General features: G+C 40.6%; 22 protein-coding genes. 3 read left to right on the top strand and 19 right to left on the bottom strand.

The genetic code is table 11. The features are described 5' to 3' along the window. Nucleotides 1-15: 15 nt before the first annotated feature. The 12 genes from B879_RS22940 to B879_RS00895 all read right to left on the bottom strand — a co-directional run bounded on the left by B879_RS22940 (nucleotide 16) and on the right by B879_RS00895 (nucleotide 14,140). Nucleotides 16-1,896 carry an SUMF1/EgtB/PvdO family nonheme iron enzyme gene (locus B879_RS22940; RefSeq protein ID WP_009183225.1) on the bottom strand — a complete coding sequence of 627 codons (1,881 nt, stop codon included), beginning with the start codon at nucleotides 1,894-1,896 and terminating at the stop codon, nucleotides 16-18. Nucleotides 1,897-2,000: 104 nt separating this feature from the next. Continuing rightward, the gene (locus tag B879_RS23475) at nucleotides 2,001-3,338 is read right to left on the bottom strand and encodes a tetratricopeptide repeat protein (RefSeq protein ID WP_009183226.1); all 1,338 of its coding nucleotides are present in this window, start codon (nucleotides 3,336-3,338) and stop codon (nucleotides 2,001-2,003) included. Nucleotides 3,339-3,460: 122 nt separating this feature from the next. Then, complete coding sequence (locus B879_RS22920) at nucleotides 3,461-4,387, bottom strand: hypothetical protein (protein ID WP_009183227.1); 927 nt, start codon at nucleotides 4,385-4,387, stop codon at nucleotides 3,461-3,463. Between the two features lie 2 nt (nucleotides 4,388-4,389). Continuing rightward, nucleotides 4,390-5,490 (bottom strand): formylglycine-generating enzyme family protein, encoded by a 1,101-nt coding sequence (locus tag B879_RS21700; protein ID WP_009183228.1) that lies wholly within the window; start codon nucleotides 5,488-5,490, stop codon nucleotides 4,390-4,392. A 1-nt stretch (nucleotide 5,491) separates the two neighbouring features. After that, a complete protein-coding gene (locus tag B879_RS00860) occupies nucleotides 5,492-7,015 on the bottom strand; it encodes an Hsp70 family protein (protein WP_009183229.1) in 1,524 nt (507 codons plus the stop codon). Between the two features lie 3 nt (nucleotides 7,016-7,018). Beyond that, nucleotides 7,019-8,692 carry a hypothetical protein gene (locus tag B879_RS00865; RefSeq protein ID WP_009183230.1) on the bottom strand — a complete coding sequence of 558 codons (1,674 nt, stop codon included), beginning with the start codon at nucleotides 8,690-8,692 and terminating at the stop codon, nucleotides 7,019-7,021. A gap of 205 nt (nucleotides 8,693-8,897) precedes the next feature. Then, nucleotides 8,898-9,959 (bottom strand): coiled-coil domain-containing protein, encoded by a 1,062-nt coding sequence (locus tag B879_RS00870; RefSeq protein ID WP_009183231.1) that lies wholly within the window; start codon nucleotides 9,957-9,959, stop codon nucleotides 8,898-8,900. Nucleotides 9,960-9,965: 6 nt separating this feature from the next. Continuing rightward, the gene (locus B879_RS00875) at nucleotides 9,966-10,304 is read right to left on the bottom strand and encodes a hypothetical protein (RefSeq protein ID WP_009183232.1); all 339 of its coding nucleotides are present in this window, start codon (nucleotides 10,302-10,304) and stop codon (nucleotides 9,966-9,968) included. 205 nt (nucleotides 10,305-10,509) lie between these two features. After that, nucleotides 10,510-10,845, bottom strand: a complete 336-nt coding sequence (locus B879_RS00880; protein WP_009183233.1) for a thioredoxin family protein — start codon at nucleotides 10,843-10,845, stop codon at nucleotides 10,510-10,512. Then, the gene (locus B879_RS00885) at nucleotides 10,836-12,212 is read right to left on the bottom strand and encodes a hypothetical protein (RefSeq protein WP_009183234.1); all 1,377 of its coding nucleotides are present in this window, start codon (nucleotides 12,210-12,212) and stop codon (nucleotides 10,836-10,838) included. Before B879_RS00885 ends, B879_RS00880 begins: the two co-directional genes overlap by 10 nt. After that, the gene (locus B879_RS00890) at nucleotides 12,209-13,276 is read right to left on the bottom strand and encodes a c-type cytochrome (protein WP_009183235.1); all 1,068 of its coding nucleotides are present in this window, start codon (nucleotides 13,274-13,276) and stop codon (nucleotides 12,209-12,211) included. Before B879_RS00890 ends, B879_RS00885 begins: the two co-directional genes overlap by 4 nt. 588 nt (nucleotides 13,277-13,864) lie before the next feature. Further along, on the bottom strand, nucleotides 13,865-14,140 hold the full coding sequence (locus B879_RS00895; RefSeq protein WP_009183236.1) for a GIY-YIG nuclease family protein: 276 nt from the start codon (nucleotides 14,138-14,140) through the stop codon (nucleotides 13,865-13,867). Nucleotides 14,141-14,679: 539 nt separating this feature from the next. Between B879_RS00895 and B879_RS00900 the strand changes: the two genes are divergently transcribed. Further along, nucleotides 14,680-14,979 carry a hypothetical protein gene (locus B879_RS00900; protein WP_083847912.1) on the top strand — a complete coding sequence of 100 codons (300 nt, stop codon included), beginning with the start codon at nucleotides 14,680-14,682 and terminating at the stop codon, nucleotides 14,977-14,979. 33 nt (nucleotides 14,980-15,012) lie between these two features. On the opposite strand, the gene B879_RS00905 is transcribed toward B879_RS00900, so the two are convergent. Beyond that, entirely contained in the window at nucleotides 15,013-15,747 is a 735-nt protein-coding gene (locus tag B879_RS00905) for an acyl-[acyl-carrier-protein] thioesterase (RefSeq protein WP_009183238.1), read from the bottom strand. After that, entirely contained in the window at nucleotides 15,728-16,906 is a 1,179-nt protein-coding gene (locus B879_RS00910) for an MFS transporter (protein WP_040400040.1), read from the bottom strand. Before B879_RS00910 ends, B879_RS00905 begins: the two co-directional genes overlap by 20 nt. A 13-nt stretch (nucleotides 16,907-16,919) precedes the next feature. Here B879_RS00910 and B879_RS22810 point away from each other — a divergent pair, with 13 nt between their 5' ends. Continuing rightward, a complete protein-coding gene (locus B879_RS22810; protein ID WP_162136882.1) occupies nucleotides 16,920-17,120 on the top strand; it encodes a hypothetical protein in 201 nt (66 codons plus the stop codon). 244 nt (nucleotides 17,121-17,364) lie between these two features. On the opposite strand, the gene B879_RS00920 is transcribed toward B879_RS22810, so the two are convergent. The 5 genes from B879_RS00920 to trxA all read right to left on the bottom strand — a co-directional run bounded on the left by B879_RS00920 (nucleotide 17,365) and on the right by trxA (nucleotide 21,896). Next, complete coding sequence (locus tag B879_RS00920; RefSeq protein ID WP_009183240.1) at nucleotides 17,365-17,847, bottom strand: DUF6691 family protein; 483 nt, start codon at nucleotides 17,845-17,847, stop codon at nucleotides 17,365-17,367. Nucleotides 17,848-17,858: 11 nt separating this feature from the next. Next, complete coding sequence (locus tag B879_RS00925) at nucleotides 17,859-18,440, bottom strand: YeeE/YedE family protein (protein WP_009183241.1); 582 nt, start codon at nucleotides 18,438-18,440, stop codon at nucleotides 17,859-17,861. Nucleotides 18,441-18,521: 81 nt separating this feature from the next. Continuing rightward, nucleotides 18,522-19,910, bottom strand: coding sequence for an OprD family outer membrane porin (locus B879_RS00930; RefSeq protein ID WP_083847913.1), 1,389 nt, complete (start codon nucleotides 19,908-19,910; stop codon nucleotides 18,522-18,524). Between the two features lie 132 nt (nucleotides 19,911-20,042). Continuing rightward, the gene (locus tag B879_RS00935; protein WP_009183243.1) at nucleotides 20,043-21,464 is read right to left on the bottom strand and encodes an MBL fold metallo-hydrolase; all 1,422 of its coding nucleotides are present in this window, start codon (nucleotides 21,462-21,464) and stop codon (nucleotides 20,043-20,045) included. Between the two features lie 111 nt (nucleotides 21,465-21,575). Continuing rightward, on the bottom strand, nucleotides 21,576-21,896 hold the full coding sequence (trxA, locus tag B879_RS00940; protein WP_009183244.1) for a thioredoxin: 321 nt from the start codon (nucleotides 21,894-21,896) through the stop codon (nucleotides 21,576-21,578). Between the two features lie 927 nt (nucleotides 21,897-22,823). Here trxA and B879_RS00950 point away from each other — a divergent pair. Beyond that, entirely contained in the window at nucleotides 22,824-25,805 is a 2,982-nt protein-coding gene (locus tag B879_RS00950) for a glycosyltransferase family 117 protein (RefSeq protein ID WP_009183245.1), read from the top strand. Nucleotides 25,806-26,757: the final 952 nt, after the last annotated feature.

A 26,757-nucleotide genomic window follows, 5' to 3' on the forward strand; every position in this document is an offset into this window, starting at 1 on the left:
ATCTCGAAAGGAAGGTCAATTAATATATACTAGACGAAAACCTAATTGGAAATTAAAAGTATTTGAAGATGCAGCACCAGAACTTGATACTCGAAGGCCCTCAGATTCGCTCATCCAACCGCCTCCTCTTATAACGCGTTTTGATCCATTTGATGGTCCTACAGGATTTGTTTTGGGAGTGGATGTATAATTCCCGTACCAATCTCCACACCACTCGGCAACATTACCGCTCATATCAAATATACCTAGTTCATTTGCATTTTTTTGTCCAACTGGTGATGTATTCCCACTATTGGAAAAATAGTACCAAGCATAATCTTTAATATTTCGACTTGTTCCAGAATATGTAAAGCCTTTTGATTTATTTCCACCTCGCGCTGCGAATTCCCATTCTGCTTCTGTAGGTAATCTATAGTTCTTACCAGTTATTCTGCTTAACCATTTCGCGAAAGCAGTTGCATCATTCCAACTGATATGGACTACAGGATGGTTGTAATCACTAATAGAACGGATTTTGCCTCTAGAGTCATGACGCCAATTTACACCATTAATCACTTCAAAATTCCCATTCCATACTGTGCCAATGCCTTCCTTTTCAGCATCAGTCTGATAATTAGTAGCATCTATAAATGCTTTAAACTGAGCAACTGTAATCTCATACTTTCCTATGTAATAATCAGAAAGGCTTACATTGAATATGGTTTTCTCTCGATCAGAACAACCAAATGGTCCAGTGTTACAACCCATAGTAAAGGTACCACCTTGTACTAATACCATATTCCGCTGTAATTCTTGAATAGCTTGTGGTAAAGATCCCATACTTGAAGTAGAAGGGATGCTTGTCGCTGTACTTGCCGGTGAGGTGGTCTGTGTGCTCCGGTTTGTGGAGGTACTACTTGCTTGTCTTTGGTTTCTCAGTTGTGACTCCAAATCCTTGATCTTTTGCTCTGCTTGGGCAGTGTAGCTACTCGAGGGGTGTTTTTTGATGAAATCCAGGTAAGCAGAAGTGCTATTGGCCCTTTGGGCAGTAGCCCAGTCTTTGGACTCTGCTTCTTTTTGTGCTGCAGATGCTATGTCTCCCAGGCGCTTTTCCATACTTGTAATACTATCTTGAACTTCTGCATCCGCCATCAAAGCATAAGCTTCCTGGTATTTCTCCAAGGCCTGATCCCAGTACTGTTTTTCAGCCAATAGATCTGCCTGACTTTTAACCTTAATAAATTCTTCCTTAACCTCCTGAGAGATTTCATCTTGTTTCTCTCCTTTAGGCAGGAAAAACCAAATTCCCGCTGCCAAAAGCAATAGGACAGGAATTGCCCAAAGCAAAGGGGGTGATTTTTTCTTTTCAGGCTGGGGTTTGGGAATTTCTTGTTTGGGAGGATCCGGTTTAGGAGTTTCTGATCTGGGAGGGGCAGGGCTTTCTGCTAAGGGTTCCAATAAGCTAAAAGCATTTTCAAGATCACCCAATGTTTTTTTAAAGGCATTCTTTATTTCATTATTAGGAGCACTCTTAAACCCCCTTTCAAACTCTTCCTTCTTGCCTTTATAAGCATCTACTAATCTCCCTCTGGAAAAAGGCTTGCTGAGTCCCAGTAACTCTAAAGCAGCTGACTCAGACATGGGCTTTGAAGTTTGAGCTTTTTCTTCGGGAGCAGTTTCCACAGGCCCCATACTGGGGAGTTCGCTGAGGTCTTCTTCGCTTTCCCCGCCCAGAAAGAGATAGGCTTCTTCCACCGCGGCAAGTCGCTTACGGTAGAGTTCCTTTTGGTGCTCGGTAGGGGCATTGGTCAGGCGGATCTGCAGTTCGTTGTAGACCTCCTGATAGGCCCTGCGGATCTCCGAGGCAGAGGCGCCGGGTTCAAGGTCCAGGAGTTCTAAAGCTTTTTGTTCGTTCATGGTGTTCTGGTTTAGGATTTGTAATCTCAAAGAGCTGATTTTCGGGTGAAAACACCTCTTTAACTATCCGATTACGGGGTTAATCCCGTAAATACTGCCTTACTTCAATTTATACCTCTACTTCTTAAGCTATTCTTTGCATTAACATTACCTTGAGCAGCAGCCTTTTTAAACCAATTGATAGCTTCATTTTCATTTTTATTTACTCCTGTTCCCCTAGCATACATCACTCCTAAATTATTTTGAGCGGAAGCGTTTCCCTGATCGGCAGCTTTGCGGTACCATTTCACAGCTTCGGTGTAGTCTCTTTTAACCCCGCGACCGTTTGCATACATAATCCCTAAATTAAGTTGAGCGGTAGCATTTCCCTTATTGGCAGCTTTGCGGTACCATTTCACAGCTTCAGTATCGTCTTTTTTTACTCCGTAACCGTTTGCATACATAATCCCCAAACTTCTTTCTGCTAAAGTGTACTCTTGCTCTGCTGCTTTTAGGTACCATTTCACAGCTTCAGTATCGTCTTTTTTTACTCCTGTTCCATTATAGTACAAAAGGCCAATTTCAAATTCGGCATTTGCAAATCCCTTTTTTGCTGCTCTTTCAAACCAGTTGTAAGCTTCAGCGAAATTTTGCTGAACACTTAATCCATCCCGATACAAAATGCCCATATTAAATTCAGCTGCTGGGTGTCCTTGGTCTGCAGCCAATCTATAGAGTCTTTCTGTTTCTTGGTAATTCTTTTGGACTCCATTACCATAATGAAAAGCGAAGCCCAGGTTGAGTTGTGCTTGAGGATTCCCAGCTTGAGCTGCCTCTTTTAGTAAACTAATTCCTTTTTGTACATCCTTTTGCACCCCATTGCCATCTTGATACAGTCCTGCCAATCTGACCTTCCAAAACGGCTCTTTTTCTTCCGCTCTTTGTATGATGGCCTTACTGGCTCTGCGATAAAGGTCTTCTTTATTGACAGGGTTTTTTTCAGAAGAAGCCAATCCAAGGTTTGCCTTATCATCACCCAGCGACACTGCTTTTTCAAAAAGTTCCCCAGCTTTTGTACGATCTATAGCATCTAAACCATGCCCCCAGTAATGCATAAAACCCAACATCGTGTAAGCCTCGGCTAGATTTAGGTTGGCTGCTACCTGGAAGGAAGCCATGGCTTCCTTGTAATCAACTTGGTTGTAGGCTCTCATTCCACTTTCCAATAGATCAAATCGGTGATTGATACTGGAGATACTGTCCTGAACAACTTCATCAGAAATCAGGCTATATGCTTCCTGGTATTTTTCTAAAGCATGTTTCCATTCGAGTTTTTCAGCAAATAGGTCGGCTTGTGCTTTTAATGCAGTAAACCGGGCTTGAGTCTCTGGGCTGATACGCTCTTTTTTTAAGACAAACCAAAGGACTGATCCTAGTAAGATTACCAATGGTAGAACCCACAAAAGATGGCTTTTTTTCTGCTTTTTTATTGGCTTGTTCTTTTTTATTTGGGTTTGTGATTTTTGATCAGGCTTTGGTGCTGGATTTACTTGGCTGGGTTTTTCAGCCAATGGCTTTAGAATCTTTATGGCCTCTTCCAGTTCTGAAAGCGATTGCTGGTAAGCAGCTTTAAGCGTCGTGTTAGGAGCTGCCTCAAGACCTTTTTGAAAGGCCTCTTTTTTTGTTGGTATGCTTCATCGAGGTCAGTCTGGGTAAAAGTCTTGCTGAGTCCCAGTAGTTCTAAAGCAGCTACCTCAGTGATAGGTTGGGGCTTGGAAGCTTGGGCTTTTTCTTCAGGAGCAGTTTCCACAGGCCCCATACTGGGGAGTTCGCTGAGGTCTTCTTCGCTTTTTCCGCCGAGAAAGAGATAGGCTTCTTCCACAGCAGTAAGTCGCTTGCGGTAGAGTTCTTTTTGATGCTCGGTAGGGGCATTGGTCAGGCGGATCTGCAGTTCGTTGTAGATTTCCTGATAGGCCCTGCGGATCTCAGAGGCAGAGGCGCCGGGTTCAAGGTCCAGGAGTTCTAAGGCTTTTTCTTCTTTCATTTTGACATGATTAGATAGATGGAATTTTCTTTTTAAGACAGCAATCTGTTTTAGCAGCATTTCCCGATTTTTGGCTAACTGCATCCATTTGGGTAATTTTTCCAGCATGGTAAAAAAATTCCGGTTTTTGTTTTCTCTCAGGTCTGCTGCAATGTATTTTTCCAAATATTCAAGATGGGCCTTGTTGTAGGCAAATAGGTGATTTCCTCTAAAATTGGAAGACAACCACAATTCTGCTTCAAAATATACGTGAGCGGCTACTTCCCAACTGCCATTTTTTGCATAAACGGTGCTTTTTTGTTGATTATTACCACAGTGTAAGCATACAAGTTTGGCACGCTTAATTTCAAAATCTACAGTGCATGTTGCCATAGCCTCGCACTTGGGGCATTTTACCCAAACCTCTTTTTCAAAGTCGGACAATCGGACTTGCTTATCTTGAAACCTGTCTGATAATTTACTGCACATTTTTATCGATTGAATGAAATGGCTAACCTAAACCCAACTTCGTTGGAAAACTTATCCTTATCGAGGCAGTTGCGACTACTAACGCGCAAGCTTTGATCAGTTGATTGAAAACTTCCACCTCTGATTACTTTACAACTGGCTGTACTTTTGCCCTGGGGATCAGTTTTTGGGCTTTTTTTATAATATTCAGCATCGAATCCATCAGCGCACCACTCCCAAACATTACCACTCATGTCGAAAAGTTGCTTTTCATTTGGTCTTAGAGTTCCTACAATGTAAGGGGCTTTACTTGTTTTGGCTACCTGATTCTGCTGATTTGATCCGGCAAATATGCTTTTACGGGCACTGTTACCCCCTCTCGCTGCATACTCCCATTCTGCTTCAGTGGGTAATCTATAGGCCTGCCCCGTCATTTTGTTGAGTTTTTGGATAAAGGTCTTTACTTCTTCCCAGGTCACATTCACGATTAGACAACGTGGGTCTTTACAGGGACTATCCGTTTTTGGAAGATATTTCATTACTGAAACCCATTGCGCTCTGGTGACCTCGAATTTTCCAATATTAAAGCTGGAAAGGCTTACGGCATGGGCGGGTTTTTCATTTTCGGCACATTTTCCAAATTGTTCTGGAGTGCAGCCCATTTCAAAAGTGCCACCGGAAATGTATTCCATGTCAGCTATTAATTGCTTGACTGGTTCAGGAACTCTGTTCAGGTATTGCCATCCTAAAACCAATGCTCCAATAAGCAGGATTATTATCAGGACAGGCTTCCAGTGTAATTTATTTGTCTCGTTTTTCGATGCTTTTGGATGTTCCTGCTGAAATATTTGTCCGGTTTTATCTGATTTTCCGATAATAGGAGCATTTTCTTTAGTCCCTGAGAATTTCGTTAGGTTTGCCGGGTTTTGGATATCTACGAGTGAAGCATAAGCTTGCCAGTACAAACTCATTTTTTGTCTATATTGATGCTTCTGACTCGCTAGAGGTGCATGTTCTGCAAGGCGCTTGGCTGCTTCGTACTGTTTTTCGAAGGCATTTTTGATCTCTGTAGGAGAGGCATCTTCTGAAATCTTAAGTATGGCCAAGGCTTCTGCTTTTTTCATTTTATACAATCATGTTGACATAAGTGGACCGGACAATACTTTTCTGCCTTGGTAATTTTGAAATCCCTTCTACTTCATCTCCAAAAACTTTTTCTATTTCAATACCTGTTTTTGGATCAAAAGCCGAAAACCATACTGTACCATCTACTCTGTTTTCGATCTTCACTTCTATAGGATAATTGGCATCAAAAGAGGGTAGTGGTCCTATCACCAAGGTACCAAGGCTGACTTCTTTTTCACCTTTATTAATATACTGTATGATTTCCAATTTCATTTTCTTCTGGTCAGCATTGGAGGTATAGTATGTTTTGGAATTTTGAAAAGGCAAAGGCATATTTTTTTTGACCATATTATCGATAACTATTCTCCCTGTTCTTGGATTGATGGCACGGACTCCAAGGTTGTACCCCGTAACTCCCCTTAGTTCCGGCGGGAGTTCAAAATCTATTTTTTGGTCGGATAACTGGACTGCATGCAGAGCTGCCCCATAAGCTACGGCCCGCATGGGCTCATGCGTCAGTATTTCTTGGTGCTCATCCGAAAAAATTTTCTGTAGCCGCTTTTTAATGAGTGGAACCATGGAGGACCCTCCGACCAATAGGAGGGTATCTACGTCTGAATAATCCAGGCTCGCACTTTTAAGACACCTCCCCAGTATTTCTTCGCAGTCTATCAGATACGATTCTATGGCCCCTTCAAAATCCTGACGGGATACGTGAACTTCAAGTGATTGATTTCCAATAACACAAACTTGGTCAACAAATCGTGTTCCCGGCATGCAAAGCTCTACCTTCAGCATCTCAGAAAAGCGTCTAAGGTGGAGTGCATTTCTTGCATCTAATACAGGCTCTTTCCCATATGCTTCTTTGAATTGGTTAAGAATGATTTCTCCGATTTTTTCATCGAATTCTTTCCCCCCAATTTCTGTATGTCCATCTTTGGCAATTACGTAGATTCCGTTTTGATCCATGGTCATGATGGTAACATCAAAGGTGCCACCACCTAAATCATAGACCATGATGGTTTTATTGTATTTTTTATTGCTTAGGCCATAATGCATGGCTGCGGCTATGGGTTCTTCCAACAGATTGAGTACGGGAAGGTCTATCAGTGCAGCAGCATTGAGAACAGCCTTCCTCTGTACATCTGTGAAATGTGCAGGAACAGTAATTACAGCTCCTTCTATTTTCTCAGTAGTATAGGCTTCTGCATCGATTATAAGCTTTTTTAATAATAAGGCAGCCAATCCTTCAGGATACCAAGGGGTACCGTCCCTGTCATAATATAGGGCTTTGTTTTCTCCAAAGTGTCGTTTAAAGAATTTGATCAGATTGAGCCCGGGATTTCGTTCCAATTTTGTCTCTAAAAACTCACCAATGTAAGCCGTATCGCCATCGATATGTATGATTGATGGCGTCGTAAATACACTGTTTTTATGATTATCCGGAATCAATACAGGTATTCCGTTTTTTCCAACCCTGGATATCAGGGAATAAGTAGTGCCCAAGTCGATTCCTACCAACATATACTACTTCGCTAAGTTGTTAAATTCCAGTTTTGTATCGGTTATCAGGCTTTTTAGCTTATTGTCAAAATTCTGTTTTTCCCTTAACCCACTCTGAAATTGTTTTTCCTGGTTATTGATGGTCAGCATCTTTCGCTGTGTGAGTAAATTCTTATCATGACTTTCCTGAGCCTGTTTCTGGCTCATATTTTTTAATTCGGTTTCGCAGCTGTCAATTACATCCCTGATTTGTTTTTTCAAAAAATCGGTATAAGGTTGTTTCCACTCTCGTTCTATGTTTGAAAGTATTTTTTTTAACTCAGTCAATAAAAATTGTTTGGCTTTTTTTGTCTCTTCTGACATTTTCCTTCTCTTTTCCTTTGCGATATTATGAAATGCCTGATAGGTACCAAATCCTAATAGAATTACGATTAGAATGCTGAAATTATCCTTAATGAACTGAATCTCTTGGTTAAATCCTGCAAATCCTGCTATCATAAAAATAGACATGACCATAAATACAGGTTGTCTGATGGCACTGAATATGGTATTGAAGTTTTTGCTTACTCCTTTAGCTTCGAAATCTTTTTCCAATCTGATATTGTGCACCAATAGCGGATCGATTTTATTTTTATCGAAAACTTCAAATGGGATCTTAGCATTAGAAAGTCCTGCTTTTTCCAATTGTTCTTCCACTTCTTCCACAGAAGCGGATAGAAAATCATTCAAGGAAATAACATCATTGGTAAGATGGTCTTTTAATTCCTCTTTTATCCATCCCAAAAGCTGATCGACAGATGAGGGAAGCTTGAGTATCATCTCTCCATCTACTTCCTTTTCACTCAGGGCTTTCAATTCATCTATTTCTTTTTCTATCTTATAAAACAATGAGTTATCCTGTACTTTTGTAATTTTACCGAATCGCTCACCTATTCCTTTTTCAAATTCTGAAGCGCTTTTCGAAAGATTGGTTTTAATATGGCTATAGATTTCCTGACCAGTTTTTGAGTTTGCGGACTTTTTATGAGTTTCCAATTCCTTAGTTACCGAGATTTTTTTTGCATCAAGGTCTTTTTGTTCATTTATCATCTGAATTTCCAAAAACTCTGAAATCTTTCTTATTGCAAAAACGGCACTGATAAAAATGAAAGCTTTCTTCGCCTGTTCTGGCAGTGAATTACAAAATTCAACAGGTCCCAAAAATTCATCGAGAGCATTTAGTTTCATTTTCCAGGCATGAATCAATTGCTGTCCTTCAAAGCTCATCTTGTCTTTGGAAAGATTGCTAAAAAAATATATGAAGGCGGTATTTTTTGTGAAACGCTCAATCATATAATTGAAATCCTCTTGGTCTAATTCAATATTATCCCAAATTATTATTTTGATTACAGGCTGTAGCTCGTCAATTTTTACCAATGGGAAATTTTTGGGGCCAAAAACTCTGATGATGTATTTCCCATCATTCCATTGTAGAAATTCCTTTTGTTGCCAATCACCTAAAAGATTTTCCGGAATTACTTTGTTCAGCATTTTTTCATTTCCCAAAAAAAGTATATCCAGTTTAAGTTTGGCTGAAGAAATCTCATTTTCTATTTTAAAAATGGTGTCCGTTAGGTGTGCTATAGCACCATGCTCTAAAGAAAGCTCTGCAATTTTATTCAGATCTTTAAGAGCATTTTTTATTTTGGAAATATGCATGTCCCTAATAAAAAGGTGAAAGTGTTTAAAATTCAGTCAAATAGGTGTCGCAGTCTTTTTACCAATTTTCAAACAGGGTGAATTAAAAGGAAAATACCCCGGTTCGGTAATTCTGACCGGATCAGGGTATCTGATATAAAGTTTTCAATGTATTTGATTATCTAAGCTTTATATAATGTTAAATTTTGGGTAATCCGTAATGTACTTACCAAGAACCAAAACTGCCGCCGGATGAATTGGCGCGGGCTGCAGCCGCTTCAGCATCACTTGCAGCACCTTCGGCTCTATTTGCAGCACTTTCTGCATTGCTTGCAGCACTCTCCACAGCACTTTCTGCCTGCTGTATGTTGCTCAACGCACTCTCAGCATTACTTGCATGTTCCTCTGTCTCCCTTAATGCATTAGATGCATTACTTTCATGGTCCTTAATGGTATTGAGTTCTTCTAAAGCACTGTTTTCATGTTCTTTGGTGGTATTCAACGCTTCCGAGGCATTACTTTCATGTTCTTTTGTTGTATCCAGAGACTCCAATGCGGCATTTTCATGTTCTTTTGTTGTATTCAAGGACTCTAATGCGCCGTTTTCATGTTCGTGAGTAGTATTTAAAGATTGCAGCGCGTTATTTTCATGTTCTCTAGTCATATTGAGTGACTCAAGCGCATTATTCTCGTGCTCTCTGGTTATGTTCAATGATTCTAGCGCATTGTTTTCATGATCTCTACTATTATTTAATGAATCTAGTGCATTTCCTTCATGCTCTTTTGTGATATTAAGTGACTCAAGAGAAGCGGCTTCATGTTCTTTCGTAATATTTAGAGACTCCAATGTATTAGCTTCATGTTCTTTTGTAAGATTGAAGGATTCTAATGCGTTCCCTTCATGCTCCTTTACAATATTTAATGATTCCAGCGCATTGTTTTCATGCTCCTTAGTAATGTTTAAAGACTCCAGGGCATTGTTTTGATGTGCGTTTGTTTGATCTAATAGTTCTTGAGATTGTTCTTTAAAAACTTCGATCTCTCCCCTTAAGGCTTCACTCTCATTACGAAAGACATCTGTTTGATTTTTGTTTTCGTTGATTTCTTCCCTAAGTGCTATAACTTCATTTCTGTAATTATTAACCTCCTCAGTTAATGCCTGTATTTGTTGATGGTTGTTTTGAATCTCTTCGTATAAACTCTGCATCTCAAATACCTTACTATTTAGATTTGTTAAAGCACTGTCCAGCTCCGCTGCGATGGCTAAAAGTTCTTGTGGTGATTCCATGATTATTTATAGGTTTTGAATGGTTGAATTTAAAATGCTTGCTTTTTCAAGAATTTCAGTCATGAGAAGATTGATATCTTTTGCTTCTTCTGACTTAGCGCTGCTAGTGGTTTTAGCTGTCACAGCACTGACTGTAGTGTTTTTATCAATTACCTCGCTGTTTTCAGAAGATAAAGCCGCATCCTGTTCTTCGATATTACCTGGGCTGCCTGAGTATTGTTGGTCTCCCATCACCTTATTTGAAAGGCCGGCCGCTGCTCCTCCTGCGATTACTCCCCCTGCAGCAGTTGCTATTTTTTCTTTTTTCAAGCGAGTTTTTTCTTTTTTATCAGAATCTTTTTTCATGATTTTGTGAACAGATATTTGAAAGTTGAATTCATAAAGCTGTATTATTTATAAAATTTATTCAAAACTTTCATAATTAAAAACAAAATTTAGATTGAAAAATATAAATTAAATTGCTTGAACGCCAATTTAAACACTGTTTTTTTGGAATTTTCTGAAATTCTAAATTTTAAATCCTAGTTTAAAAAAATGGACTTTTATTTTTTTACCCAAAAAACAAGCCATAAGGCCTTTCAATTTTACTTTCCAGTTCATTAATGGTCACTAAACCATTGAAACGTAGAAATTCTTTCCCATCAAAAAATACCAATATCCCTGGTACGGCCAACATACGCAATTGAGCGGCAAGTTCCCTGTTTATTTCAGCCTCCAGTACAATCAATTCAATTTTTGGAAATTGGCTTTCCAGCAAGCGCTTTACCTTTGGAAAAAGCACTTTACATACCCCGCACCGATCCTGATAAAAATAAATCATGAGGGCTTCTTTTTGCCTTATCAGGCCTTCAAATTCCCCTGTTGTCAAAGTTTGGTTTAGTTCCATTGTATTTTGTAATTCACCATAAGATTGACGTGGATCATATTTACTTTGTTGTAAATCCATTGTGGTCTCATTTCTCCTGATTTGAGGTTGATTTTGCTCATCAGGATGAAGTGTAAGTCCAGTCCATTTGCCCATCCAGGACTATACCGGCTGCCAAGATTGGCTTGTGCATAAGATGGAAATGCATATTTATTCAATTCTGCATTAGCAGGGTCAGGCAGAAAATGCAATCCGGCAAAACCATAAAACTGAAGTCCTTTCTCAGGTAAATTTCTTTGGTAATATGTTGTGAATGCATTTACCTGGTTATACCCTTCGTTCCTCTCCCGTGGAATAAAGGTAAAAAAAGGATCCCTCCCCCATTCTCTTGGATTAAGAAACCGGCCGCTGCCGTCTATGCGTGTATAGTTGAAGAAAAGGAGGGATCTTGGATTTTTGATTCCCAAACGGCCGCTGATAACCACATTGGCATCATCTGGATTTTTAAACCTTCTTTCCGGCTCAGGATTTCCCCCTTCTCCTATGCCGTGTTGAAACGTCAATTGAAGACCTGTTAACAATTTGTTGTTACTGTTACTTATATTCCAGTCTTTTACTGCCTGAGTCAGGTAGGTACTGGAAATATTATCTACATAAGTATGATTTACCTGTAGTTGAACGCCTTTGTCAAAATGGTGCTGCCAGTCCAATACCGTAAAGAAATCACTGGCTGTATTTCCCTGATATTTAGAAGGCATCCCCATTTCACTTTGTCCAACGGGATAAATGCCTATGGTCTCTCCTATATCAAACCAACCTGAAGTGGATCTGGGGCTCATTCTGCCTATAATATCAGCGGAGAAACTATTTTTAGGATCTGGTTTGAAGTTTATGCGTATGCCTTCTACGAAAGTAGGAGATAACCTTCCGTCCTGAGGGTTTATAAATGGGGTGTTGATATCCATTCGGCCTATAGCGGCCTCAAACTTTTCCGATTGATAGCGGAGTTGGAATTCTTCAAGCTTTCCGAAGAACCGATCATCAGGATTCAAAACATCAAATAAGCCTACTTCATAGCGGTTGAAGTTTTGGGTAATGGGGTCACGTGCCAAAAGATCAGAGCTCCAGGCATTACCAAAGACCGTATATCTTCCAATAGCCGAAAACCCTTTGTAAGATTGGGTCTTTAATTGTAGATAAGCACTTTGACCTAGGGCAAAATCCCCCTTAAAGTCCTCCCAGTAACTGGTGGACATCCAAAAGGAACGAAGGCCAATCTCCCCAGAAATGGGAGGCTTAGCCTTATTGTTCACGGGTTCAGTTTCTTGAGCAAAATTGTTGTGCTGTAATAGAAAAAAAAGTGTAAATACTATACTTAGAAATTTCATTTTGTCGCTTGCGTTTCCCTTGCTGCTTTTATTGGCTTAAAGGGTCCAAATTTGTGTTGTTCTTCACTGAACTCATCTGAAAATGGTCCAAATGGATGGTCAATGGGTTTTTTGGAAATATCAGGCCAGTCCTTGCTCAGGTCTTTTGCTGGCCTTGGCATGGAGTTGACATAAGCGGCCACATCCCAAGACTCTTCATCGGTCAGCATGGGCCTTTCAAATGTTGCGCCTAGTGGCATATTGGTTTTCACATAGCCTGCAAACCTGGACATCCTGTACAGGCCAGCCCCATGGTTATAACTATTGTCTCCCCAAAGTGGAGGATAAGTATATCCGGACTTGTCTGGCTTCATCATCCCGTTGCCATCTTCCATATGACAGCTCTGACAATGTTGCGCGTAGACTGATTTGCCTTTGATGGGATCAGCTGCTCTGTCCAAAAATGGGATTTCGTAGAGGCCAACCCCCTGAGGCGTTTCACCTTGAATAACATCTTTTCCCAACCATTCCATATAAGCCACCATGGCAATCATTTCTGGGCTATTTCGGTCCAAAGCTTTGCCATTCAGGCTGCGCTCAAAACAATCATTGATTCTTTTGGGGATATCTTCCATTTGCCCTGACCTGCCACGGATTTTCGGATAGGTAGATGCTACTGCTGAATAATTGTTACCCAATGGTGCGGTACCGGCATTCAGGTGGCAATTTTGACAGTTCATGCCATTGGAAATTTTTCTTACACTACCATTTGGTCCTAGATAAGCTGAAGTATTAGCTATTAATTCCCGTCCATATCGAATGTCATCTGCATTAGGTTCTTGGTCCACAGTACTCCATTCCGGTGCTTTCCACATGCCTTCTTTTGGGACAACACCCCTGTAGATTGGCTGTGTTTCAACCACTGCTATGGTCATATCAGAAGATTGATTGATAGATGGTAGACTTCCTCCATTGAATAAGAAGACTACTAAGCCAATCAATAATGCAGTGAGCAAAGTGATTGAGGCCAGCAAACCTACCATTAAGGACATCATTTTAACAAGGGGTTCGAAAATATTTTTCATTGGGTTTAATGTCAGCTAATTACAAATATGATTCAATTCCCAAAGAAAATGCTGTGATTTTCATCACATAGGTTATTGTTTTAACGAACTGGAGAAAAAAAGCCTGTTGGGGTAAAATGAAATCTCAATATTAAATAATGGGCACCTCGGCATGGTTCGGCAAGCTCACCAACCTGGTTCGGCAAGCTCACCAACCTGGCTCGGTGACCAGAATATTTGATATATAGAGATTGAGGTTACTGGCACCTCGGCAAGCTCGGTGACCGGAGTAAAAAAAATAGAGAGAAGGGGGGATGGGGGCGGCGAAGCCGCCCCTCCCCCCTCCTCTTAAAATCTATAACCTCCGGTGGTCGAGCTTGCCGAGACCCATTCCTTTTATTAAATTTTTTCCACTGGTCGAGCTTGCCTTCCTCAAGCAGGCTTGCCGAGACCCCTCTCTAAATCATACTTTTTCTGGTGGTAGAGTCAGTCTTCGCCTGTCAGGCTTGCCGTGGGGCTCTTCAACCAAATTTAATTCTACTATGCCTAAGATTACGATTACTCAGGAATTTTTATTTAAAAATTGCCTTTGTTCCGGAAATTTCAATTCTAAGAATTAGAAAGCTTTTTTAACAAAGCGATGTCGCCTTTGATTAAAGCCTCTTTTTTACCTTGACTCCAATTCTGGATTTGTTTTTCTCTTCTAAATGCAAGCGTGATACTGTCAAATTCTTCAAAATACATCAATTTTACAGGAAGGTGTTTTTTGGTGAAATTAGAACCATTTCCCATTTGATGTTCTTCTAACCTTTTTTCTAGATTTTTTGTACTACCAACGTAATATTGGCCATTGCTGCAAAGTAAAATGTACATGTAGGCTTTCATGATTTGAAAAGATTAATTCTCAATTTATTAAATAATTGGCACCTCGGCAAGCTCGGTGACCGGACTAAATATAAACAGAGGAGGGGGGGATGGGGGCGGCTTCGCCGCCCCCATCTCCCCCCCTCCTCTTAAAATCTATAACCTCCGGTGGTCGAGCTTGCCGAGACCCACTCCTTTTATTAATTTTATTACACTGGCCGAGCTTACCTGCCTCAAGCAGACTTGCCGAGACCCACTTCTTTCATCATGTTTTTTCTCCGGTTGCCAGTCCCGTCTTCGCCTGTAAAGGTTGAGAAGGCCTTCTCCATATCATCAAATTTATCCGGTGATCTTTAAGTTTTTACGGTTATCCGCAATCCTGCCAGTAGCTTTATCTAATTTGAATACACCTCGGCTTTGCTCGGTGACCGGGATTTTTGAGTTGTTAGGGGGGAGGGGCGGCGAAGCCGCCCCTCCCCCCTAACAAAGTCCGCTATTCTCGGTGGCAGAGCGAAGCCGAGGCCCAATGGTACTTAGGGCTTGCTGAAAAAGTCTCAGGTATGCCAGCCCTTCCTATCGGTAGGCAAGTTCGAAGCGGGCGAATGAAGATGTATGCTTATACTTCGAATGAGCCCAATGAAGAACCTGTCAAGTCGCCAGGCAGGAATGGTATGCCTGAGGCTAGCCTGAAAATTTCGGATTTTGAAATTTTCAAGTCCATGCCAATCAAACTAAATCATTTAACAAGTTTGCAGCTGCTTAAAAAGACAACTCTTAATAAATTTGGTATTCATCTAAATTTAAAGAAATCATTCTCCAATTGGCGTTTTTCAGCACGCCCCACTTACTGGCAGCTTTGAGGATATGCATATAGTTTTTTTAGTAATACAACCTTACCCATTTAATTTCTCTACCCAAGAAGTAAAAACATCCCTTTCTCCAGACCGGCCAGAGACCAACATTTTTTGAGCATCTAAGGAAAAGAGAATTTCAATATTCTCCCCAAGTAGTGCCTCATTCAGGTAATTGATGCTTATTTTGTCGAAAGTAAATCCCTGTTCCAAACAAAAATCTTCTATCCATCGGATATAGCTGACATTATTGACATGGTTATTCATATCCAAATCAGAATGATTTACATGGAAAGTCTTTCCAGTGTGACCTTTTTCAGGAACAGAGATTTTTTCCGGTGGGGCATAGTCTGAAGGCTCGGTCTCAAAAAGTTCAGAGGGAAGGACCAGAGAAGGCCTTTGAGGTCTCTTGGTTTTAATATCCAACAACAGCCACGCTGACATGGCTGTGGCCAAAACAGTTCCACTACTATCGGTGACTCTAAATTCCCGAAGGGCAAAGAGTTTATTTATTCCCCTGCCTGCCGTTTCTATGTGGATAGTCTCTCCCCAAGAAGGCATGGCATGGACTTGGATGTCAAATCTGGAAAGCACCCACATAAAGCCTTTGTCAAAAAGCACTTGGCCAAATTCCCTGCTGTCTGCATGTTTCCAGGCTACCTCTTGTAACAAATCCGCCAAGGCAGCCCATCGGAGCTTTCCAGACGGATCAATTTGGAAAGAAAGAATCTCAAAGGTTTTTTGGAACTGAAAGGGTTTATTGCTCGATTCCTTCATGATTTTTTAAGGATTTTACAGATTCAAATACTTCTAACCTAACACTGGATAAAATAGCAATTCCCAATCCAGCAAGAGCTATCAGTGTAAAGGAAACTTTCAGGTTAAATATTTCTGCAATGTAACCAATGAGTGGGGGACCCAATAAAAAACCAAAAAAAGAAATGGTAGATACCATGGCAAGGGCTACTCCTGGAGAATATAATTTAGACCTTCCTGCCGTACTGTAAGCGATGGGTATGATAGCAGCCACTCCAAAACCTACCAATAAAAAACCTAGTGTCGCTGTGAGCGGAACAGGAATAAGTACTGCAAGTAATAATCCGAAGAAGATCAATATTCCACTTATCCTTAACAGGTTTAGGCGCCCAATCTTATTGATGATCCTATCGGTGACAAACCTGCCACCGGCCATGGCACCCATAAAAGAAACATAGCCCAAAGCCACCAAGCCAGGTTCGATTTCCACCACTTTTTTGAAATAAACACCACTCCAGTCAAACATACAACCTTCACTGAGCATCCCCAAAAAAGCGATGACACCAATTCTGAGTAAAAGGGGATCTGGTTTTCTGAGTACCAGGCCACCACCACCTCCAGCTCTTTGTTCACTGATTAAATAGGTTCGGGCTAGAAGAAGGGTTAAGCATACGATGGTGGAAATGAATAGGTAATGGAATTTTGGGACAACATCAAAGTAAATCATAGCAGCACCAATGCCAGCCCCAGTAAATCCAGCAAGACTCCATAATCCATGAAAGGAAGCCAGGATACTTCTTCCATAACTGTCTTCTAATGCCAATGCTTGTGTATTCAAGGAGATATTCATCATGTTTCCTATCATCCCAAATACAACCACAATAGGCACCAAAAGGAATATGGAAGGACTAAATCCTATCAGGGGTAAAAAAACCAGATACCCCAAGCCGCTTGCCAGGATTACTTTTTTGCTTCCAAATTTATACACCGCCCAGCCTGCTAAAGGTAAAGCTACCAAAGAACCAATTGGTAGGCCCAAAAGGAGGGTGCCCAATTGTGCTTCGGATAAATTGAACTTCATTTGAATATCAGGGATTCTGGAAGCCCATGATGCGAAGCATAGCCCGGCAATAAAAAATATACTGCCCAGCGCAAGCCTTCTTTTCTGAAGCAAAGTCATGAATAGGAATAGGTTGAGGTTTGAAGAGGCAAAGCTAAGGCCAAAAAAGGGAAATAAGAAAATCAATTACCTCGGAGTTTACTTAAATTTGGAAAAACATATTGCTGTTTTTAATGTTGATAAAAGAAAAAATATGGAATTTGTTATCGCAGGCTCAGTTATTTTAGCAGCCATACTTATGATTAGGGTAATTGTCAAAAAGGTTTTTCAATAAACCCGGATTATGCATTAGGTTTCGTAGTAGCCTGTCCCGATGACTATCGGGAAGAGTTAAAAACACAAAATAATCAAGCATTTAGCGAATGAATCATAGTCATATCTATGGTGAATGAGCTAAATGCAGTGAAGCGATTGATTATGAAGTGTTTTTAGCTCGTAATAGAATTCCTAATGCATATTTCGGGTTAAAAAAAGCCACCCCCTTTTGGAGATGGCTTTTCAATTACTTTCAATATCTATTAATTCGGGAGTTTGTCGGAAAATTTACCGTACACCCAAGTTCCGGCTATGGCTGAAACCAAGGTTACCAGAATCACCGTAAACCCACTTCCTATTTGGGCAAATAATGGTCCAGGACATGCACCGGTAAGTGCCCAACCCAATCCAAAGATAAATCCACCTATGATCTGGCCTTTTCTGAATTCCTTCTTAGGGATATTGATGACCTCTCCCTTAATGGTTTTGATGTTGAATTTTTTGATCAACTGTATGGAGATTATACCAACAAGAATTGCTGAACCGATAACCCCATACATAAAGAAGGATTGAAGTCTGAACATCTCCTGGATCCTAAACCAGGAAATGATTTCTGCTTTCACAAATATTCCTCCGAATAAAATTCCTATGATGAGGTATTTCAATAATCCATCGCTGCTATCCTGCATATTTGGTGCTTCGCACTCTACAGGCTGTGTATTTTTTGCTTTTTCTTCTACTTTCATCCTAATCTAATTTAAAATCCAACCATTTTCATTAAAGGCCCCAAAAATACATGGGTCATTAAGAAACCACCGATCATGAAGAAGATGGTAGCAACCAATGAGGGCCATTGCAAGGAGCTGATTCCCATAATGGCATGTCCAGATGTACAACCACCGGCATACCTTGTTCCAAACCCTACCATAAAACCACCTATAACAAAGAAAAGAAGTCCTTTAGCAGTAAAAAGATTTTCCCAATTGAAAATCTCGGCGGGTAATAATTGAGAATAATCTGTAATACCAAGTGCAGCTAAGTCCTGCTGTGTAGCTTCAGCTACTACTATGGTATCAGGATTCGATAGGAAGGTGGTTGCCAAGAAACCTCCTAACAATACACCAACTACAAATGCAATATTCCACATTTCCTTTTTCCAGTTATAAGTGAAAAAAGGAATATTTGCAGGTACACACATCGCGCAGACGTGTCTGAGTGAAGATGATATCCCGAAAGATTTGTTGCCGACTATTAATAGAATCGGTACTGTCAATCCAATCAAAGGGCCCGCTACATACCAGGGCCAAGGCTGAGTGATCCACTCGATAAACTGTTCCATAACAATAGTTTTTATTTAATTTTTATTTTGTTTTTCATTTGTCTCATCTCCTGCCAGAAGGTAGGCAAGCTTGCTTCTTTTTCAAAATCTATAATCCATTACCAAATTGAAGTTCCACATTTCTACCCGATTGATTCGAAGTCTATCGGTCATGATTTCCCTATCCTGAGGAGCCTTGTTCACTACCAATAGCATCAGGTTAACGCCTTCGAAGTAATCCTTGAACCTAAAGTCCAACATTCCCGAAAAATGGTAGTAAGATGGAATGGCATACTTGTTTGTCCGGTAGGAGTCAAGGCCGGAATGATTAACCTTTCCGGCACCAAACTGTGCAAATAAACCATCGAATGGGGTGATCAAGTCATATTTTATTACCCAGGCATTCATATTTCCGGCTCCCTCATATCTTTCTCTGGGTAGGCTTGCAAAAAGAATTTCTCTTCCCCATTCTCTTGGAAAGAGAAATCTTCCTTTGTCATTGATGCCTAGGTAATTCAAAGATACATTATGTCTTCCTGAAAACACACCCACTTTTGCTCCTATTCCTGAAGACCGTTCATCAGGATGCATGTATGTCCTTTGAGAATCAGGATTACCACCCTCATTAACGGGAAATTGGTGAAACCCCTGAAGCCCCGTAAGGATTCTGGTTCTTCCCACATTCAGTGTATAATCACTTTGAAGAAAACTCATGTTGAATACATTTTCCACAAAATAATTCCATCCTTGGAGGGTCAGACCACTTTTATAATACTGGACTCCTGTCATGCCGATGCCTTTAGAAGAAATTTTCCCTTTGTAATCAGAAGGTTCTCCATACAAGTTCCTTCCAAAAGGATAGACCCCAAATGACTCCTCAATGGAATACCAGTCTACTGTACCCCGTATGGTTACAGAGTTGATCCACATGGCTGTCAACTTGGTGTTCATCCCTGAGTATACGGCGGACAATCCTCCAAAAACGTTAGGCCTCATGCGGTTGTCCTGCTCGTTAAGCAAGGGTGTAACTATTTTTTGCCTACCAAAGGTGAATTTGAACCTATTTTTTCGGTAAGTAAGGTACAATTCTTCCAAACGGTCCAATCTATTGGTATTGGTCAGGTCATTCATGTCATAAAGCAAAAGTTCGTACCTGTTTCCAGCTCCAGTAATTGGGTCAGGAATACGTACATTCTGCTCAAATACCTGAAAGGTAAAGAAACCATTAAATCTGGCTTGAAATCCCCTCCATTCCGGTGTGGTATAACCGATCCCAGCACCCGAAGCCAGGGTGGCATAATTCAATAGATCCCCCTTGTTCAAAGTCGCCATGAAGAAGGATTTTATGTGAAAATCCACTTCACCACTTTTCAGTATTTTGGCTAAACTTTCTTTTTCCACCTGTACTGAGTCTTCTGCAACCTCCTCACCTTGGGCAAACACATTACTGCCTAAGGCAAAAAAGATGACAAATATCATAAATCGCAGCATACTCAAAATTCACTAATCTTTTGGATCAAATAAGTGACATTTATCACCCAACCTGATTTCTAATGAAAAATGGCAAGACATCTACGCCTTGCCATTTCTCGGTTGGGATAATTATCGACTTTCAGTTAATTGTTATAGCAATGTTGTTGGGCAAACATAATCGCTTACTTGGAACAAGGCAGAGTCTTTTATGGCGTCAAAACCACCCTTAACATCGATAAGATTTTCATAGCCTCTCGCTCTCAATATGGAAGTAAAAGCCATAGACCTATATCCTCCTGCACAGTGTACATAATAAGTTTTGTTTTTGTCTACCTTGGTCATGCTGTCATTGATGTAATCCAAAGGCGCATTGATGGAGTCAATAACGTGCTCACTTTGGTGCTCACTGGCTTTTCTCACATCTAGAATGTTCACATTTCCTTCTTTTTCCATAATGTTAGCAAGTTCTTCAGCTGAGATGGATGTGATGGTATCCACTTCTCTGCCATCGGCTTTCCAAGCCTCAAATCCACCTTTGATGTAGCCGATACAATGGTCATAACCAACTCTGGCCAATCTGGTGATTATCTCTTCTTCTCTTCCAGCTTCGGCCACCACTAAAATTTCTTGTTTCACATCAGGAACTAGGGTCCCTACCCATACCGCAAAACTTCCATCAATTCCGATATTTACAGAATTAGGTATAAATCCTTTTGCAAAGACCTGGGCATCACGTGTATCTAATACAATGGCTCCAGTCTCATTGGCAGCAGCTTCAAAAGCAGCGGGACTTAATGGGTTAAAACCTCTGTTCAATACTTCATCGATGGAATCATAACCTTGGATGTTCATCAAAACGTTTTGTGGGAAATAAGCAGGAGGAGGTGTCAAACCTGTCAGTACTTCCTTGATAAATTCATCTTTGGTCATATCCTGAAGCGCATAGTTGGTCTTCTTTTGATTACCCAAGGTGTCGGTAGTCTCCTTACTCATGTTTTTGCCACAGGCACTACCTGCACCATGAGCCGGATAAACAATGATGTCATCAGACAATGGCATGATTTTATTTCTCAGGGAATCATACAAATGAGCCGCTAATTTTTCCTGTGTCAAATCTTTGATGACCTTTTGTGCCAAGTCTGGTCGACCTACATCTCCGATAAACAAGGTATCGCCTGTAAACAGGGCTTCTTCTTTTCCTTCTTCATTGATCAAAAGGAAACAGGAGCTTTCCATGGTATGGCCCGGTGTATGAATTACTTTAATTTTGATGTCTCCGATTTCAAAAATTTGATTGTCCTCTGCAACAATGGCATCAAATCCCATCTTCATACCGGTAGGACCGAAAACAATGGGTGCACCTGTTTTCTTTGAAAGATCTTGGTGGCCTGATACAAAGTCCGCATGAAAGTGGGTTTCAAAAATATATTTGATTTTGGCTCCATTCTGTTCTGCTTTTTCAATATATGGCTGAACTTCTCTCAAAGGATCAATGATTGCAGCTTCTCCATTTGATTCGATGTAGTAAGCTCCTTGAGCCAAACATCCTGTATAAATTTGTTCGATTATCATAGCTTTATTGGGTTTTTTATTTTAATGATGATGTAAAATTATTTCTTTGGTCCTTTTTTTAAAATGACATTTGTCACACATTTTGAGTAAAATAAAATGTGATTGGTATGGTTAAACTTTCTCAGTCAAATGTGTTTCTACAATGTTGACCAATTGGTGGGCAGGAACTACTCCTGACTGCCTCCAAATTACTTCCCCTTTGTGAAAAAGAATAAGTGTGGGTACACCACGAACCTGAAATTTGCTGGCAGCCAATGGGTTTCTGTCCACATCAACCTTGACGATCTTTATTTTTTCGCCCAATTGACGCGAAGTATCTTCTAATATGGGCTGCATCATTTGGCATGGTCCGCACCAAGTGGCAAAAAAGTCAACCAATACCGGTTGGTCTCCTGAAATCAGTTCGCTGAATGTTTTTGGTTGTGTGCTCATAGTCTTGAATATTTATTTTGAACATTACAAAGATAGATCGCTTAAAGGCTGTCATACAGTAATGTTTATCACAGACCAAGATCGCTTAGCTCAGATGTCCTTAGGAGGGGGGAGGTTGGAAGTGGAATTTCGAAAGTGGAACCATTATGAAGTTAAGATTTTTAAGGATTTCATCAAGGAGAGAGACAGGAATTAAGAGCCAAGTAAAAAGGCAAAAGGCAAAAGTGGGATGGATGTCCTTCCCTGAAATAGGTTGACCGTTTGGTTCAATAATCATTCACTATTTCTGCCGGGCAGTAATGAGCAAGAATTGTAAATTTTCCTGATTCCGGACGCAGAAAGCGTCAAATACCGGAGGTTATTTGCCCTGGGTATAACCCGGTGGTTAAGGGTAGCCTAAGTTTCCGCTTTTCCCAACTCCGGTAGGAGTTGAATTGAAAAGGAACCTTGGAAAGGTTTGAGAGATAGGTCTTTTAGGAAAGAGTTATAGGCCACTAATTTTACGGATTTACACTAATTCCTTGTTTTTCAGATATACAGACTCAATTTTCCATATACTGCCAAATAAAAAGTGGCCGGTGATGTTGTCACGCGGTTGAACCGCGGAACCATTGAATATGGAGCTTTCAGCTCTTCCATTAACCGCAAAGGACGCGAGGGTTTTCTCAAGGGACGCAAAGAAAAGTTGCGCAAAGGTGGCTTTGCAGCCACACTTGGCTGCCTTTGCGACCTTGATTACTTTTTTAGATCAATTTAACCTCTAAACCGTTCATCCCTTAGCATTTGAAATCCATTTTATCCCTTTTCGAAATTGCAAATTCCGATAAGCGGGGACAAATTTCGAGAAGCAGGGTTAAATGCTGTTAATTTGGCTTTTGATTAGGATTAATTCATTATTTTCGCCCATCACAACTATTTATTTATACAATGCTTGATTATAAAAAGGTCAATAACCTCACCGGATGGTTGGTTTTTTTGGTAGCTACCATGGTTTATGTGCTGACAGTGGAAGAAACTGCCAGTTTTTGGGATCCGGGAGAGTTTATTGCGGTTTCCTATAAGCTTCAGGTTCCCCATCCTCCGGGAGCGCCATTTTTCCTGTTGATATACAGGATGTTTGCCTTTTTTGCTTTAGGGGATGTGCTGCAGGTGGCATTTTGGATGAATATTGCCAGTGCTTTATTTTCAGGGCTCACCATCCTGTTTTTGTTTTGGTCCATCACCTTATTTGGCCAGAAACTATTTCAGATCAAAGCGGAGGAAGTGAGCAAAGGTCAGACCATCTCTTTGATGGGTGCGGGATTGATCGGTGCTTTGGCCTATACCTTTACAGACAGCTTTTGGTTTTCAGCAGTTGAGTCAGAAGTTTATGCCATGTCCTCTTTCTTTACGGCAATTGTGATTTGGGCATTTTTGAAATGGGACACCATCGAAGATCCTAAGGAAGAAAACCGTTGGATGATATTTATTGCCTATCTAGTGGGTTTATCCATAGGCGTACACTTACTTAACTTGGTGACCCTTCCTGCTTTGGCCTTAATTTATTATTTCAAAAAATATCCCAATCCTAACCTTAAAGGGGGAGTTCTGGCCTTAGCTGCCGGAGGACTGGTATTGATTGTCATCAATAATATCATTATCCCGGGCTTGCCAAGTTTGGCAGGTTCTATTGAAATCTTTTTTGTAAACAGTATTGGATTGCCATTTGGGTCGGGTATTGTCTTTTTCTCGGCTGCTTTTATTGGTGCTTTAATTTATGGCATGCTGTATTCCATCAAAAAGCAAAAAGTGGTGCTGAATACCATTCTTCTCTCACTGACATTTGTTTTGATTGGATATGGATCCTATGCTTTGATTGTCATCCGTTCCAATCAAAACCCTGTGATCAATGAAAATGCGCCAAAGGACATTATCAGCTTTGTTTCCTATCTGAAGCGGGAGCAATATGGTTACAGGCCGCTTTTGCATGGACAATATTTTGATGCAGAACTGATTGATCAAAAAGAAGGAGCGCCAATTTATGTGAAAGGGAAAGATAAATATGAGGTGGTGGATTATGCTACTGTGAATGTTTATGATCCTGATAGAACCACTATTTTACCTCGCATTTATTCCACCCAGGAAAGGCATAAGCAAATTTACCGTTCCAAGTTGGGATTAAGAGAAGGGCAAAAACCTACTTTTGGTGATAACCTGTATTTTATGTTCTCCCATCAATTGGGGCACATGTACTGGCGTTATTTCATGTGGAATTTCTCTGGCAGGGAAAGTGATTATTCGGATGCGCCATGGTTGGGCATATCCGATTTCTTTACCGATAAATTTCCGGATTATATCAAAGAGAATAAGGCACATAACAATTATCTGATGTTGCCTTTGCTATTAGGGTTGATCGGTTTGTTTTTCCAGGCAAAAAATGACCCCAAATCATTCTATGTCAACGCCATGCTCTTTTTAATGATGGGTGTTATTTTGGTCCTTTACCTGAATTCTCCTCCTGTGGAGCCAAGGGAAAGAGATTATATTTATGTGGGTTCTTTTTATGCCTTTGCCATTTGGATTGGTTTGGGGGTATTGGCTTTGGCCCATTGGATAGGTAAACTCAATAAAAATCTTGCTTTTGCCGGGATGATGGCCACTTTAATTACTTTCCCAGTTCCTGTATTGATGGCTTCCCAAAACTGGGATGATCACAACAGGAGAGGCAGGTTTCTTTCTGTGGATTCGGCCAGGAATTTTCTTGCAAGCTGTGCGCCAAATGCCATCTTATTTACAGGGGGGGATAATGATACTTTCCCGCTTTGGTATGTGCAGGAAGTGGAGGGCTTCAGAACTGATGTAAGGGTAGTGGTATTGAGTTACTTTGATACAGATTGGTACGTGGAACAGATGACCCGTCAAGCGAATGAGTCTGCTCCTTTGCCATTTTCATTAGAATTCCGCAATTACAGAAAGGGCACTAATGATGTTTTATATGTCATGGACCGCCAAAATCTGGAGGCAATATCTGCAAGAGAGTACTTAAGATTATTGAAAAATGAAAGTGAGCTGTTAAGGTTATCTTCAAGCGGTAGAAGTACCTACAATATGGTGCCTTCGAGGAACCTGATTTTGGATGTGGATATTGAAAAAGCTTATAATAAGGGGCTGATACCAGAAGGCATGGAAGGAATCATGGTGGATCAAATGAATCTGAGGGTGAAAGGCAACTATCTTACCAAAGGGAATATGATGTTGATTGACCTAATTACCAGCAATAATTGGGAAAGGCCAATTTATTTTAACAATACCTCATTGGCTACCATTGGCTTGGACATTGAAGATTATGTGGTCATGGAAGGACTCACGTACAGGTTATTGCCGGTCAGAAAGCCACAGGGCATGCGCACCGAATTGGTCAATACCGATTTGGCCTTTGAAAATGTCATGGAGAAATTTGCCTTTAGAGGTATGGATGATCCTAATAACTACTTTGATGATGAGTACAGAAGGTTTACTTCTAATCACCGTTCGGCTATCAATTCCATTGCAATAGCCTTATTGGATGAAGATGATCTGGATAGGGCAGCTGAGATACTGAAATACAGCTTAAAGGTAATGCCCAATGAAGCTATACCCTATGATTTGGCTTCCGGTCAGATGGTACCGCTGCTCTTTGAAGTTGGTGAAGATGACTTGGCTTTGGATATCGTAGAAAAGCTTTCCCATAAATCGGTACAAATGTTGGAGTTCTATAACAGGGAAAACAGGGATTTTGATCGGGAAGCGATGATTTCTTCTGAAATGTTGAAATTCTTTATCCCATTGCTGGATGAAAGGGGTTATACAGAGCTTTCTTCCCAGATCAGAAAGGATTTTGAAAGGGTGATGGGGCCGATTGGTGGAGGTTCTATGTTGGATAGAAGATAGAGGTGGTTGTACCAAGTACAATGTACCAAGTACCAAGAGGGGAGAGTTTAGAGGCGAGAAGCGAGAAACAAGAGACAAGAGATAAAAATTTCGGAAGTAAGAAGTCGGATTTCGGAAGAATTCTCCAATTCCACGCAAATAAAAAAAGTGGCAGGTGCTGTTGTCCCGCGGTTGTATCGCGGGGCCATTGAATATGAAGCTTTCAGCTATTCTTGTAACCGCAAAGGATGCAAGTGGAAAAGGAACCTTGGTAAGGTTTGAGAGACAGGTCTTTTAGCAATTCGTTTTTAGGCCACTAATTTCACAGATTTACACTAATTACTAGTTTCTCAAGTAATGAGGTTTCTTGCTGGCTGATTGTATAACATATGTTAATGATGAAACTGAATTAAGCGCGGGGCTTACGAATTTCCACAAATTTCCTGTTTTTCAGATCTACAGAAATAGAGCTTAGATATAATAGTGTAGGTCGGAGGCCTATCCCAAAGTTGACGGCAAGGTATGTTTCCGACCGGGGCTGGAAGCCACGGATAAGGGTGCTCTTTGGGATTTGTAGCCCCGAACTTGATACCATGGATTTGAAAGCCAATTAATGGCTTCTCGAAATTGAAAATTTAGTGAAACAGAATTTTACATATGGACCACTCGGGTTATGAAAACCTTGGCGGTCTTTTTTTGGATAAGATCCTTCTTCAACTTGTTGTGTTACTTGCTGATCACTAAATAATTTTGTACCAAGAACCAAATACGAAGTACCAGGGGAGGTGCCATGAAGCTAGAGTCGAGAAATTAGACTGATTTCTCCCAAATACTTAGAAGCTGGATCTAATTCGCGTTAATTCGTAAGCCCTGCGCCTAATTCATTATGCCTTGCCAGTAGAATATCACAAACACATCAAAGATTCTAAGCAGCTGTGATTCAGTATAATTAGTGTAATTTGTGGAATTCGTG

Origin of the sequence: Cecembia lonarensis LW9 (genome assembly GCF_000298295.1) — a bacterium.
Lineage (GTDB): Bacteria > Bacteroidota > Bacteroidia > Cytophagales > Cyclobacteriaceae > Cecembia > Cecembia lonarensis.